Raw genomic sequence first — 13,362 nt, 5'->3', positions numbered from 1 at the left:
AAGTCGATGGTTTTCTGAGAATTAGAAAGATGTTACAATAAAAGCGAGGTGAGTATATGCAAACAATTATGATTGTAGAAGATGAAAAAGTCATTCGTGATGCGGTGGTATCCGAGTTAGAAAAATGGAATTATGAAGTGGCCGCTGTAGACGATTTTTCTCAGGTGTATACTCAATTTTTATCCGTGAATCCTCAGTTGGTTATTCTCGATATTACATTACCATTCTATAATGGTTATTATTGGTGCCAGGAAATCCGTAAAGTCTCTCAAGTGCCCATCATGTTTTTATCTTCTCACGATCAACCGATGGACATTGTGATGTCGATTAATATGGGTGCAGATGACTATATGACAAAACCTTTTGAACCCAGTGTTCTTGTAGCAAAGATTCAAGGGATGATGCGTAGAAGTTATGAATTTGTACAGCAGAAAGACTGGATAGAGTATAAAGGTGCAACCCTTCAATTAGCAAGCACAAAAGTGAGTTTTAATGGAGAGGAAATGGATCTCTCTAAAAATGAATTAATTGTTCTAAGAGTCTTGTTTGAGAAACAAGGAGATATCGCAACTAGAGAAGAGTTGATGAATCAACTGTGGAATAGTGATTTGTTTGTAGATGATAATACACTTTCGGTGACAGTGGCGAGACTTCGTAAAAAGCTGGCTGAAATTGGTTTAGCAAATCTCATCACGACTAAAAAAGGAATTGGGTATGGAATGGCGGAAGAAATTCAATGATGACAAAAAAAGATTTTAGTATTCAATGGCTCAAATCACACCATACTTTATTGATTTCATTTGGATGTATCGAAGTGTTTTCGATGGTATTTGCATTGGTGTTTAACTGGGGCAGTACAGGAGCTTTTTACTATTTATTTTTATTAGGATTGTTCCTATGCTTTATTTTGTTTATTTTGCTCTGGCATGACTGGAGAAAATATAAAAGCATGGTGAAAGCTTTGAATCAGCAAACCAGAGTCTTGGAAGAAGAGGTTTCCCCTGTGAACCATCTTCTCTTTGAAAAGAATCAGAATTTAACGCAAGAGATGCAGCAGTTGAAGACAAAAATGCAACAAAGTAGAAAAGAAGATATAGATTATTACACGCTATGGGCGCATCAGATTAAAACGAGTATTGCATCTAGCCAACTGTTAATTCGTAGCCTTCCACAAACTGCGGAAAAGTCCATGTTGGAACAAGAGTTGGTGCGAATTACAGCTTATACGGAATTAGCATTGCACTATGTACGGATGGAAACTTTCCATAGAGATTTGGATTTACAAAAGGCGAAACTGGATGACATACTCCATCCTGTCATCAAAAAATATGCTACATTCTTCATTCATAAGAAGTTGAAATTACAATATAGCCCTATTGATGAAGTAGTCGTAACGGATAAGAAATGGTTGGGGGTCATTGTGGAACAAGTATTATCTAATGCGGTTAAGTATACTCCTGATGAGGGAAGGATTGAGATTACTTTCGATAAAGATATACTAACCATTAAAGATACAGGAATTGGAATTGCCTCTCATGATCAAACTCGAATTTTCGAAAGAGGATTTAGTGGATTCAATGGAAGAGTAAACCATCAATCGACTGGGCTAGGACTCTATTTATCTAGTGAAATTGCAAAGAAATTAGGGGTCACTTTAAGTGTAGATTCTACTGTTGGAGAAGGAACCGCGATTCATATTCAGATTCCTAAAGAAGGTTTACAAGTCAAAGATTAAAGAAGGGAAGTCTTCCCTTCTTTTTATTTTGTTTTCTTTGAGCAATGGAAAATTTCATAAACATTAACGATGATACGCCCGGATATGTTATAATTAAAAAGGTTATTATATCTAAGAAAAGATAGGAGAATGACAATGACAGTAGATCAATTAGAATTAGTCGTCATTACAGGAATGAGCGGTGCAGGTAAAACCGTTGCTATGCAAAGTTTTGAAGACATGGGATATTTCTGTGTCGATAATATGCCGCCAAGTTTATTACCAAAATTCTGGGAATTAGTGAAAGAATCAGGAAAAATTACAAAGATTGCGCTCGTAATCGATTTACGTTCTCGTGCGTTCTTTGATGAAATCATGTCTGCAATCGGTGGACTAGATAATACTTCCTTTATTACCACAAAAATTTTATTTTTAGAAGCGAGTGATGATGCATTAGTCTCTCGTTATAAAGAAACTAGAAGAACCCACCCACTAGCTGGGGAAGGGCGTATTTATGATGGAATTATTGCGGAGCGTCGCTTACTACAAGATATTAAGACTCGCTCGCAAAAAGTCATTGATACAACGAATTTATCTCCTCGTCAGTTACGTGAAGAAATCATGCAAGCTTTTTCTACTGGTCAAGAGGGTGTATTTACGATTCAAGTGATGTCCTTTGGATTTAAGTATGGATTACCAATTGATGCAGATGTGGTGATGGATGTTCGTTTCTTACCAAACCCACACTATATTCCAGAATTACGTCCTTTGACAGGCCTAGACGAACCGGTTTATGACTATGTAATGAGTCAGACAGAAGCGAAGACGTTCTATCATAAATTGATGGACTTACTGGACTTCTCCATCCCGGGTTATAAGAAAGAAGGGAAATCCAGCGTAACGATTGCGATTGGATGTACAGGTGGACAACACCGTTCGGTAGCTTTTGCAGAACGAATTGGCCGTGAATTATTATCCGACTCTTATAATGTGAAAATTTCTCATCGTGACAAAGATCGTCGTAAAGAAGGGAATGGACGCTCATGATGTTTGAGGTAACACCAAACCCTCCGAGGAAGAAAAAAGGCCCCAAAATTACCGTGATTGGAGGAGGAACAGGACTTCCTGTTCTCCTTAGAAATCTCCGCAAGCGTGACGCAGAAGTCACTGCAATCGTAACAGTTGCTGATGATGGTGGAAGTTCAGGAGTTATCAGGGACTATATGAACGTCGTCCCACCAGGAGATATTCGAAATTGCATGATTGCTCTTTCGCCTATGAATCCCTTGCAAAAAGAAATCTTCCAATACCGTTTCAATTCGGATGATCAGTTCTTTGCAGGGCATGCCATCGGGAACTTAATTATTGCAGCATTAACGGAAATGCGAGGAAATAATATTTTTGATGCCATCCGGTTACTATCTCGAATGATGGCGGTTGAAGGGCATGTTTATCCAGCGGCAGAAGAACCTTTATTACTTCGTGCAGAGTTTAAAGATGGTACGATTGTAGATGGAGAATCTAAATTAGTGAAATTACGCAAAGAAATTAAAAAGGTTTCGGTTCACTGTTATGATAAAAATCGCCAGTTAGACGAACGTCGGACTCCTATGGCTGCTAGAGAAGTGATTAATGCCATTATGGAAGCGGATATGGTCGTTTTGGGTCCGGGTAGTTTATATACAAGTATTTTGCCAAACCTTATGATTAGTGATATTGGTGAAGCAGTCTGTGAAACCAATGCAGAAGTAGTGTATATTTGTAACATCATGACCCAATTAGGGGAGACTGAGCAATTTACGGATGCCGATCATGTTCGTGTGTTACATGAACATTTAGGAACGAAATTTATTGATACGGTTCTCGTGAATACAGAGGAAGTTCCGGAAGAATATTTAAGCCAACAAAAGAATGAAGAATATCTTTATCAGGTAAAATATGACTTCCAAGGGTTAAGAGACCAAGGATGTCGCGTTATTTCATCAGACTTTATTCGTCTTCGTGAAAATGGGGTATACCATGATGGAGAAAAAGTAATTGATGAATTATTCCGTCTCTTACAAAGTGCAAAAACTGAAAATAATTAAGGAGAAGGAGCCAAGGCTTGTCTTTTGGCTCCTTCACTATGACAAAAAGAGAAAGGAGGAACAAACGAGTGTCCTTATTATCTTTTGCTGCAGAAACAAAACAAGAGTTAACACAGCTAGAAGTGCAATATGATTATTCAAAATACGAATTAGCAGCGCTGATTCGAATGAATGGTGCAGTTGGGATTTTGAACCGCCAATTAATCTTAAATATTCAGACGGAAAATGCAGCCATTGCCAGACGTATTTATATTTTATTGAAGAAGTATTATCAAGTTGAGAGTGAACTCTTAGTTCGACGTAAAATGAAACTAAAGAAAAATAATGTTTATATTGTACGTCTGAAACATGGAACGGAAGAAATTTTAGAAGATTTGAATATCAAATCGAGCGGATTATTCAATATGCGTGTTCCAGAAAATATTAGAGATGATGAAGAAAAAATGCGTGCTTATCTGCGAGGGGCTTTTCTAGCAGGAGGCTCTATTAATGATCCAAAGACGAGCCGTTATCATCTAGAAATTTACTCTATTTATGAAGAACACAATGATGATATTTGCCAGATGATGAATGCTTTTGGATTGAATGCTAGAACGATTGAGCGTCGAAAAGGATATATCACTTATTTAAAAGAAGCTGAAAAAATTGCGGACTTCTTAGCAGTGATTCACGCATCAAATGCCATGCTTCATTTTGAAGATATTCGCATTATTCGGGATATGAGAAATACGGCTAACCGCCTAGTGAATTGCGAAAATGCAAATATTAATAAAGTGGTTAATGCCGCAACCCGTCAAATTGAAGAGATTCAGTATATCGAAGATACGGTGGGGTTGGATTCATTGCCAGATAAATTATCTGAAATCGCAAAAATCCGATTAGAAAACCCAGAAATTAGTTTGAAAGAATTAGGGGAGATACTTCCTTCTGGGGCAATCTCAAAATCGGGAGTAAATCATAGACTTCGAAAAATCTCGGAATTTGCTCAAAACCTAAAAGAAGAAAAATCCAATTAAAAGGAGGGAACGTAGCTTACTATAGAAAAACTATAGGAGGTAGGTTCCATGAACTTAGTATCTTTAATTGGTCGTGTTGTCAAAGAGGTGGAAGTACAACAGCTTCAACCTTCAGGAAAAAGTGTGTTTAATAATACAATTGCGGTGCAAAATGTATATCGAAACAATGATGATTCTTATCATTCACACTTCATTCAAGTGGTCGCTTGGGGCAAAATTGCAGAACGGATCGGCAAGTTTGTCAAAAAAGGAGACCGGATTGGAGTAGAAGGAAGACTGAATACGCGTCGCTATACGAACAAGAACCATCAAGAAGTTTACGTTACCGAAGTCGTTATTGAACAAGTATATTTTTTAGAAAGAAAGCACGAAACAGAGGAGATAGAATCTCCGTTTGAAGATCCACAAAGTCTTTTTGTGGAATAGCGTTAAGGAGAAGAATTCCTTCGCGTAATAGATTTAGAATGAAGGAGTTTTTCAGTGATTATTTTAATAAATGGAGTAGCTATTGCAGTAGGGGCGATTGTGGGAGTATTTCTCAGAAATATTATCGCAGATCGTTTTTCCCAACATATTATGCAAGGTTTAGCTCTTTGTGTATTTTTAGTAGGAATTAAAGGAGCCATTCAAATTCCTAGTAGTATGATTATGATTTTATCTCTCGTTTTTGGAGCGCTTGTTGGAGAAGGGATTCAAATGGAGGAACGTGTTCGTAATTTGCGGACTGGCTTCAAGAGAAGACTTCAAAAGGAAAAGAGACAAATGTCAATTTAGGAGAAGGATTTGTCGCTGCGGTGATGATTTTCTGTGTAGGAGCCTTAGCTACAATGGGGTCGATTCAACTAGGATTGACTGGGGAACCGAGTTTACTTCAAACTAAATCCATTTTAGATGGTATTACTTCGATATTTCTTGCTACAACTGAAGGGATTGGCGTTGGCCTATCATCTGTAGCTATGATTGCATATGAATTAATTCTAGTAGGATTATCGCAATTCGTATCCCCTTATTTGAGTGAGACAGTCACAGTTTCTACGTCAGCGGTGGGGTCCTTACTGTTAGTTGGGTTAGCGATGAATCTTTTAGGGATTACAAAGATAAAAGTCCTTAATTTCTTGCCCGCTATTTTCATGCCTATTATAATCGTACCCATTTTAACGATGTTTTAATGAAAAAAAACTGAGTCGATTTATCGACTCAGTTTTCTTTTTTTAGTTATTTTCTGATTCTAATTTTTCAAAAGCATCATTTAAGATGGATTTCAATGTTCTTGCAGATAAGTCCATTTTCTCTTGTTCAGAGTCTGCTAGAGGGATTTCGATGATTTGACGAATCCCTTCACGACCGATAACGGCTGGAGCTCCGATATAAATATCATCTTGTCCATATTGACCTTCAAGATATACCGATAATGGGAAAATCGCTTGTTCATTATTTAAGATGGCTTTTGTAATACGTGCTAGAGTAGCACCGATACCGTAGTAAGTCGCACCTTTTTTAGCAATAATTTCGTAAGCTGCATCACGCACTTGGAAGAATACTTCGACTAATTTTTCTTCATCTACATGTGGATTTTGACGAACCCATTCATAGATTTGTAAACCGCCGACGTTTGTATGTGACCAAACTGGGAATTCAGTATCTCCGTGTTCACCCATGATATATCCGTGAACATTACGAGCGTCAACGCCTACTAATTCAGCGATTGTTTGACGGAAACGAGCACTATCTAAAGAAGTACCAGAACCGATAACGCGTTCTTTTGGAAGTCCAGAGAATTTCCAAGTTGCATAAGTTAAGATATCCACAGGGTTTGAAGCCATTAAGAAGATTCCATTGAATCCACTAGCCATAATAGAATCTACAATGTTTTTCAAAATTTTTAAGTTTTTAGAGACTAAGTCCAAGCGAGTTTCACCTGGTTTTTGAGCTGCTCCAGCAGTAATACATACAATATCTGCATCGTGGCAGTCTTCGTATGTCGCTGCGTAAATTCTTTTAGGGGCATTGAAAGCTAAGGCATGTGATAAGTCTAACGCATCGCCTTCTGTTTTTTCGAAATTGATATCAATGATTCCAAGTTCTTCCGCAATCCCTTGTAATACAAGAGCATAAGCGTAACTAGAACCAACGGCACCGTCACCGACTAAAATTACTTTATTACCATGTTTTTGAGATTTTTCCATGTTCATACCTCCTAAAAAATTAGTAATGGAGTATCCATAAATAAGTATAGCACGGTTTTCTGAAAATTGATTTTTATATGTCCTTTATTATGACAAATAATACATAAAAAACACAATTTCGTGAAAAAGTGAATTAATAACGGGAAGTTGTGGGGGTATGGTATAATAGCAAAATAGAAGAAAAAAAGAATAGGTGAAAGTATGAAATTAGTCGTTGGTCTAGGGAATCCTGGAGCAAAGTATAAAGGGACCAGACATAATGTCGGATTCATGACAATGGACGAAGTGGCCTATCAAGAAAAATTTGATTTTGATAAAGCACTTTTCGATGCAGTGTTTGCGCAGGTGCAAATGGGCGGAGAAAAAGTCATCTTCATGAAGCCCTTGACGTTTATGAATTTATCGGGGGAAGCTATTCGACCATTGATGAATTATTTTAAAATTGGAATCGAAGACTTGCTGGTTGTTTATGATGATATGGATTTGCCGGTTGGAAAGATTCGTCTTCGTCAAAAAGGTAGCGCTGGTGGCCATAATGGGATGAAGAGTATTATTTCGTGCCTTGGGACAAGTGAGTTTAACAGAATTAAGGTTGGGGTTGGCCGTCCTAAAGAGGGACGTACTGTTGTAGGACATGTGCTCAACCGTTTTGAAAAAGAGGAAGAAGAGGACATTATTTTTGCGGTGCAAAAGAGTGTCGATGCGATTCGTTCGTGGATTGATACGGATGATTTTGTTAAAACCATGAATCAATTTAATTAAAAAATAAAAGAAGAGATGCTGCGAAGTTTTTCGCGGTCTCTTTTTGTCGTTAGAAAAAGGAGAAAATTATGCAATTATTGCACCAAACAATCAGTAAACTGAAAGGATTTAAAGAGTGGTTTGATACTCTTAATCTGCACGAGAGTCAATTGGTTCTAGGATTCAGTGGTTCTGTAAAACACTTGGCCGAGTCGTGCGCATTTGAGAAATTAGATAAGCAATTAGTGATTGTGACGCCAACACTCTTACAAGCAACGCAGACTTATGAAGAACTGTCAGAGTGGTATGATGAGGATATTGTTCATCTCTTTCCAGTAGAGGAGTCACTTGCCGCAGATTTTTCAGTGGTGTCACCAGATGTGGTGAGCCAACGCATTCGCACGCTTGATTTTCTAAGCCGTGGACAAAAAGGCATCATCATCGTGCCGCTATCTGGGATTCAAAAGCTCTTAGTGCCAGCAAAAGTATGGAAGAAGAGTTCGATTGAACTTGCGATGGGGTCTGAAATCGAATCGATGGATGCCTTTGTGGAGCAGTTAGTGGAATTAGGATATCGCCGTGAAAATATGGTGGCGACTCCTGGTGAATTTGCGCTTCGTGGTAGTATCGTCGATATTTATCCCCTCGACCAAGAATACCCACTACGTCTGGATTTCTTTGATACAGAAGTGGATTCGATTCGCGCATTTAATGCGGAAACACAACGTTCGATGGATGTGATTCAAGAAGTGCGCATCTTACCCGCCACAGACTTACCTCTGCAAAAGGAAGCCGTTTGGAAGGCGCAAACGAAAATTCATGCGCTCTATGAAAAGGACGTGAAGTCTTCCCAAAGTCAAGAGCGAAGAGACCAAGTGTCGAGTATTCAACAAGCTATTGATGCACAATTAGAAAACGGGGAAATTCCATCGAATTTAACGTACTTCTTAGAGTGTATTTATCCAGAGAAAACCAGTTTATTAGATTATGTTTCTAAAGATGCGTACCTCATTATTGATGACTACGCTCGTTTTATCGAAAAGAGTAAATCGTTAGAAGAGGAGGCTGGCTATTGGAAGACGCACCATATCGAAACAGGTGCGATTGCGTCTGGATTGTCGCTCGTTCAAGATGGACGAAAAGTGTTAAAGGAGAGTCCTCTTAAGAGAACGTATTTAGCTATTTTCCAAAAAGGACTCGGACGACTATCTCTCGATGCGATTCATCCGATTACGACTCGAACGATGACACAGTTCTTCTCGCAAATGCCGATGGTGAAAGTCGAAGCGGACCGCTGGAAGAAACAAGGCGCAACAGTCATCGTTTTAGTCGATGATGCCAAACGTGCACAAAAAGTAGAACAAACCTTTGCCGATTTTGATATCAAGAGTGTGATTTCAAACGGGACTGTACTAGAAGGGCAACTTCAAATCATGATCGGCAAGATGCACAATGGATTTGAACTGCCAGAAGACAAATTTGCTATTTTAACGGAACGCGAATTGTTTAATAAATTGACGAAACGCGCACCGAGAAATCAAAAGATCTCGAATGCGGAACGTTTGAAGAGCTATACTGAATTAGCAGTTGGAGACTATGTGGTTCACGTGAATCACGGGGTCGGTGTGTATCAAGGGATGGAGACGCTCGAAATTGGCGGAATTCACCAAGACTACATGTCGATTCATTACCAAGACGGCGGAAATTTATTTGTTCCAGTTTCTCAAATTAAGTTCGTTCAAAAATACGTATCATCCGATGCCAAAGTACCAAAACTCAATAAATTAGGTGGTACGGAATGGGCGAAGACAAAGCGAAAAGTGGCTGCGAAGATTGAAGATATCGCCGATGAGCTCATTGAATTATACGCTAAACGTGACGCCGAAAAAGGATATGCGTTTAGCCGTGATACTGTGGAACAACAAGAATTCGAGCAAGCCTTTCCTTACACGGAGACTCAAGACCAACTGCGAAGTGTGGCGGAAATTAAGGAAGACATGCAAAAGGACAAACCAATGGATCGTCTGCTTGTAGGCGACGTTGGATACGGGAAGACAGAAGTAGCCATGCGTGCGGTCTTTAAAGCCGTAATGGACGGGAAGCAAGCAGCTGTTCTTGTTCCGACAACGATTCTCGCCGAGCAACATTACGAAAATTTTGTTCAACGATTTTCTGACTATCCGTTTAAGATTGGTTTACTGAGTCGATTCCGAAGTAAGAAAGAACAAGAAGAAACCATTGAAAAGCTTCGAAAAGGATCAGTGGATATCGTGATTGGGACACATCGTCTTCTTTCAAAAGACGTGCAATTTTTAGATTTAGGACTCCTCATTGTCGATGAAGAACAACGTTTTGGTGTGAAGCATAAGGAGCGCTTGAAACAATTAAAATCGCAAGTGGACGTATTGACGCTTACAGCAACGCCTATACCACGCACACTCCATATGTCGATGCTTGGGGTGCGTGATTTATCCGTCATCGAAACGCCACCAGCAAACCGTTATCCGGTTCAAACTTTTGTCATGGAACAAAACCCAATGACGATTCGAGACGGAATCGAACGCGAGATGGCTCGTGGCGGACAAGTCTTCTATTTATATAATCGTGTGGAGTCGATTGAGAAGAAGGCCGATGAACTGAGAGTTTTGGTTCCAGGTTGTCGTGTCGGGGTGATTCACGGCCAAATGAGTGAGACGACGCTGGAAAATATTCTCTTCCAATTTATTGAGGGGGAGTATGATGTATTAGTGACGACAACAATTATTGAAACTGGAGTCGATATTCCAAACGTAAACACGCTCTTTATTGAAAATGCCGACTATATGGGGCTTTCGCAATTGTATCAATTGCGGGGACGTGTTGGCCGTACGAATCGTATCGCCTATGCATATCTCATGTATCAACCAGATAAAGTCTTAACCGAAGTCAGCGAGAAGCGTCTTCAAGCGATGCGCGACTTTACAGAACTCGGATCTGGATTCAAGATTGCCATGCGTGACTTATCGATTCGTGGGGCAGGGAATTTGCTTGGAAAACAACAACATGGATTTATCGATTCGGTCGGATTTGATTTATATTCTCAATTATTAAGTGAAGCCGTGCTGAAGAAACAAGGAAAAGAAGTGAAGTCGGACGAAGAAACCGTCGAAATCGACTTGCAGATTGATGCGTATATTCCTGCAAGTTATATTCAAGATGAACGCCAAAAAATCGAGATGTATAAACGCATTCGTTCGATTGATAGCGTGGAAGCTTATGAAGAGTTGCTTGATGACTTTATCGACCGTTTCGGCGACTTCCCAGATGAAGTTAGCGCATTAGCGGAAGTCGGATTGATTAAACATTACGCGAATGAAATTAACGCTGTTTCGATTAAACGCAAAGACAATTCGGTGACAATCACGATTGCGCCTCCTACTGCCACTCGCTTGCAAGGAGTGCCTGTCTTTGAGGCGCTTGGTCCAGTGAAATTACCAGCACAAGTGGCCAACAAGGGCGAAAGTCTTCAGATTTTATTAAATATCACGCAAAAGCCTGTTGACTTATGGCTTGAGCAAGTTAAACTGTTTGTAAAAACATGCGGGGAAATTCTAGCCCGCGATGAGGAAAAACATGAAGAAAATCAACAGTAAAGGGATGATGCAAGGGGCGATTGCGCTTTCGATTGCTGCATTTATTGCAAAAATTTTAAGCGCAGTATACCGAGTTCCTTTCCAAAACATGGTTGGAAACACTGGGTTTTATGTATACCAGCAGGTGTATCCTATTTATGGAATCGGCATGACCTTTGCATTAACAGGATTCCCGGTATTCGTTTCAAATGTGGTTGCGGAATACTTGGAGTCGACACATTTAAAGAAATTATTGAAGCAGCTATTCGTGATTTCTAGCCTCATTGGAGTGGGGATTTTTGCCTTCCTCCATTTGGGGGCTGGAATGATTGCCTACTGGATGGGTGACGGTGAACTCTTGCCGGTCGTCCAAAGCGTTTCCTGGATGTTTCTATTGATGCCATTTTTGGTCATCACAAGAGGGTATTTCCAAGGAAGTTTTCGGATGATGCCAACTGCCATCTCACAAGTGGTGGAGCAGGTCGTTCGTGTCGCGGTGATTCTCTTTGTGGCGAGTCTGTTTGGTAGCACCATTTCAGACTATTACACGATGGGGACATGGGCGATGTCGAGTGCGACGATTGCGGCAGTGTTTGCAATACTTGTGATGCTTTATTATGCATATCAGGAAACGAAAGAACCACTTGACGGCTTGACGATTTCACCAGTAGAAATGGAAGTTCCAACTTTTGGGCATCTCTTTAAACGCTTTGCCTTTGAAGGGGGGACCATCTGTCTCCTTAGTTCTATTTTAGTCTTGTTTCAATTGGTGGATTCATTCTCTGTGTACAATGTGTTAACAGACCAAGGAATGCTTCCTGAAGTGGCGAAAGACCTTAAAGGAATTTACGACCGTGGACAACCGCTTGTTCAATTAGGAATGGTAGTTGGAGTAGGATTTTCGTCGAGCTATATGCCGATGTTATCGCGTGCCTTCAAGAAAGGCCACGATTTAGAGTTTAAGAGATTATCCGCGTCTCTTCTTCGAATGACGATGACATTCTCACTTGTTGCTACGATGGGGATGATTGCCATCTTACCGTGGTTAAATACCGCACTCTTTGGAGATGCGAAGGGGCAGTCAGTACTGCTTATCTATGTTACAAGTATTTTCTTTGCGTCAGTCATTATGTCGTTGCACGGCATTTTCCAAAGCCAGCATCAATATCCAAAGACGCTTCTGGCACTCGTAGCAGGACTCGTAGTGAAAGCTGGTACGAATTATTTATTCGTAGCGATGTTTGGAACACTTGGTGCCAGCCTTGCAACGGCGCTCGGATTATGTGTCATGATGGGCGTGATGATGGCTTTTGCAAAAGACATTTTTATAAGTGTGTTGCATGAAGGATATTTCATACAACTTCTTGCTGGAATTGCTATGGGAATGACCGTTATCGTTTCGATATTATCTTACGGTACGTGGCACTTTGCTGGGCTTGAAGATTCTAGAACGATGGCTTTTGTATTTTCATTGTTTTATGCCTTCGTCGGGGTAGTTCTCTTCTTGGCAGGAACGATGAAATGGAATTTATTTACAAAACGCGAATGGGTTCTAATCCCTAAAGGAAAGACCTTACTTAGAAAATTTAGTAGAAAAGAGGAAAACGATGAGACTCGATAAGTTTTTAAAAGTATCCCGATTAATTAAACGTCGTACAGTGGCGAAAGAAGTAGCTGACAAGGGACGTGTGTTTATTAATGATAAAGTGGCGAAATCCTCAACGGACGTAAAAGTTGGCGACAAAATCGCGATTCAATTTGGGAACAAACATGTCTTAGTACAAGTGGAAGCGTTGATGGATTCAACAAGAAAAGAAGACGCTAAAGAAATGTTTACGATTTTAGAAGAAAAGTTCATTAAAGAAGAAAACACAAATTTATAAAATAAATCTAAAACTAGGTTCTCTCATTTGATGGAGCCTAGTTTTTTATCTAAAAATGTATGCGTTTTCTATTGACTTCCATTGCAGAAAGGGGTATGATAAATAATGCTTTTTAAAAAGGATT

The 13,362-nt window shown here is 39.7% G+C and carries 11 protein-coding genes and 1 pseudogene; 11 read left to right on the top strand and 1 reads right to left on the bottom strand.

Annotated features, from left to right (window positions below):
- The first annotated feature begins 56 nt into the window (after positions 1-56).
- The 7 genes and pseudogenes from ACO5V7_RS03190 to ACO5V7_RS03160 all read left to right on the top strand — a co-directional run bounded on the left by ACO5V7_RS03190 (position 57) and on the right by ACO5V7_RS03160 (position 5,986).
- Positions 57-740 carry a response regulator transcription factor gene (locus ACO5V7_RS03190; RefSeq protein WP_485485016.1) on the top strand — a complete coding sequence of 228 codons (684 nt, stop codon included), beginning with the start codon at positions 57-59 and terminating at the stop codon, positions 738-740.
- On the top strand, positions 737-1,735 hold the full coding sequence (locus tag ACO5V7_RS03185; protein ID WP_485485015.1) for a sensor histidine kinase: 999 nt from the start codon (positions 737-739) through the stop codon (positions 1,733-1,735). The genes ACO5V7_RS03190 and ACO5V7_RS03185 overlap by 4 nt, the downstream gene beginning before the upstream one ends.
- A gap of 129 nt (positions 1,736-1,864) precedes the next feature.
- Positions 1,865-2,761: an RNase adapter RapZ gene (gene rapZ / locus ACO5V7_RS03180; RefSeq protein ID WP_485485014.1), complete on the top strand. Its 897-nt coding sequence runs from the start codon at positions 1,865-1,867 to the stop codon at positions 2,759-2,761.
- Entirely contained in the window at positions 2,758-3,801 is a 1,044-nt protein-coding gene (locus ACO5V7_RS03175) for a gluconeogenesis factor YvcK family protein (protein WP_298648429.1), read from the top strand. The genes rapZ and ACO5V7_RS03175 overlap by 4 nt, the downstream gene beginning before the upstream one ends.
- 68 nt (positions 3,802-3,869) lie before the next feature.
- Positions 3,870-4,817 (top strand): DNA-binding protein WhiA, encoded by a 948-nt coding sequence (gene whiA / locus ACO5V7_RS03170; protein WP_485485013.1) that lies wholly within the window; start codon positions 3,870-3,872, stop codon positions 4,815-4,817.
- Between the two features lie 48 nt (positions 4,818-4,865).
- Entirely contained in the window at positions 4,866-5,243 is a 378-nt protein-coding gene (locus tag ACO5V7_RS03165; protein WP_049554848.1) for a single-stranded DNA-binding protein, read from the top strand.
- A 54-nt stretch (positions 5,244-5,297) separates the two neighbouring features.
- Positions 5,298-5,986: pseudogene (locus ACO5V7_RS03160) on the top strand (DUF554 domain-containing protein).
- Between the two features lie 42 nt (positions 5,987-6,028).
- Here ACO5V7_RS03160 and ACO5V7_RS03155 read toward each other — a convergent pair.
- Positions 6,029-7,003 carry an L-lactate dehydrogenase gene (locus ACO5V7_RS03155; RefSeq protein WP_485485012.1) on the bottom strand — a complete coding sequence of 325 codons (975 nt, stop codon included), beginning with the start codon at positions 7,001-7,003 and terminating at the stop codon, positions 6,029-6,031.
- Positions 7,004-7,204: 201 nt separating this feature from the next.
- Here ACO5V7_RS03155 and pth point away from each other — a divergent pair, with 201 nt between their 5' ends.
- The 4 genes from pth to ACO5V7_RS03135 all read left to right on the top strand — a co-directional run bounded on the left by pth (position 7,205) and on the right by ACO5V7_RS03135 (position 13,238).
- Positions 7,205-7,765: an aminoacyl-tRNA hydrolase gene (pth, locus tag ACO5V7_RS03150; protein WP_049554845.1), complete on the top strand. Its 561-nt coding sequence runs from the start codon at positions 7,205-7,207 to the stop codon at positions 7,763-7,765.
- Positions 7,766-7,833: 68 nt separating this feature from the next.
- Positions 7,834-11,376 carry a transcription-repair coupling factor gene (gene mfd, locus ACO5V7_RS03145; protein WP_485485011.1) on the top strand — a complete coding sequence of 1,181 codons (3,543 nt, stop codon included), beginning with the start codon at positions 7,834-7,836 and terminating at the stop codon, positions 11,374-11,376.
- Entirely contained in the window at positions 11,357-12,976 is a 1,620-nt protein-coding gene (locus ACO5V7_RS03140) for a putative polysaccharide biosynthesis protein (protein WP_485485010.1), read from the top strand. The genes mfd and ACO5V7_RS03140 overlap by 20 nt, the downstream gene beginning before the upstream one ends.
- Complete coding sequence (locus ACO5V7_RS03135; RefSeq protein WP_039848940.1) at positions 12,963-13,238, top strand: RNA-binding S4 domain-containing protein; 276 nt, start codon at positions 12,963-12,965, stop codon at positions 13,236-13,238. The genes ACO5V7_RS03140 and ACO5V7_RS03135 overlap by 14 nt, the downstream gene beginning before the upstream one ends.
- Positions 13,239-13,362: the final 124 nt, after the last annotated feature.

It is taken from the genome of Granulicatella sp., assembly GCF_057274575.1.
This window is presented reverse-complemented; position numbering and strand designations above follow the sequence as displayed.

Coding starts and splice junctions, on each gene's coding strand:
- ACO5V7_RS03165 (WP_049554848.1), top strand. CDS start 4,866: ATGAACTTAGTATCTTTAATTGGTCGTGTTGTCAAAGAGGTGGAAGTA.
- ACO5V7_RS03155 (WP_485485012.1), bottom strand. CDS start 7,003: ATGGAAAAATCTCAAAAACATGGTAATAAAGTAATTTTAGTCGGTGAC.
- ACO5V7_RS03175 (WP_298648429.1), top strand. CDS start 2,758: ATGATGTTTGAGGTAACACCAAACCCTCCGAGGAAGAAAAAAGGCCCC.
- pth (WP_049554845.1), top strand. CDS start 7,205: ATGAAATTAGTCGTTGGTCTAGGGAATCCTGGAGCAAAGTATAAAGGG.
- ACO5V7_RS03185 (WP_485485015.1), top strand. CDS start 737: ATGATGACAAAAAAAGATTTTAGTATTCAATGGCTCAAATCACACCAT.
- mfd (WP_485485011.1), top strand. CDS start 7,834: ATGCAATTATTGCACCAAACAATCAGTAAACTGAAAGGATTTAAAGAG.
- ACO5V7_RS03135 (WP_039848940.1), top strand. CDS start 12,963: ATGAGACTCGATAAGTTTTTAAAAGTATCCCGATTAATTAAACGTCGT.
- ACO5V7_RS03190 (WP_485485016.1), top strand. CDS start 57: ATGCAAACAATTATGATTGTAGAAGATGAAAAAGTCATTCGTGATGCG.
- rapZ (WP_485485014.1), top strand. CDS start 1,865: ATGACAATGACAGTAGATCAATTAGAATTAGTCGTCATTACAGGAATG.
- ACO5V7_RS03140 (WP_485485010.1), top strand. CDS start 11,357: ATGAAGAAAATCAACAGTAAAGGGATGATGCAAGGGGCGATTGCGCTT.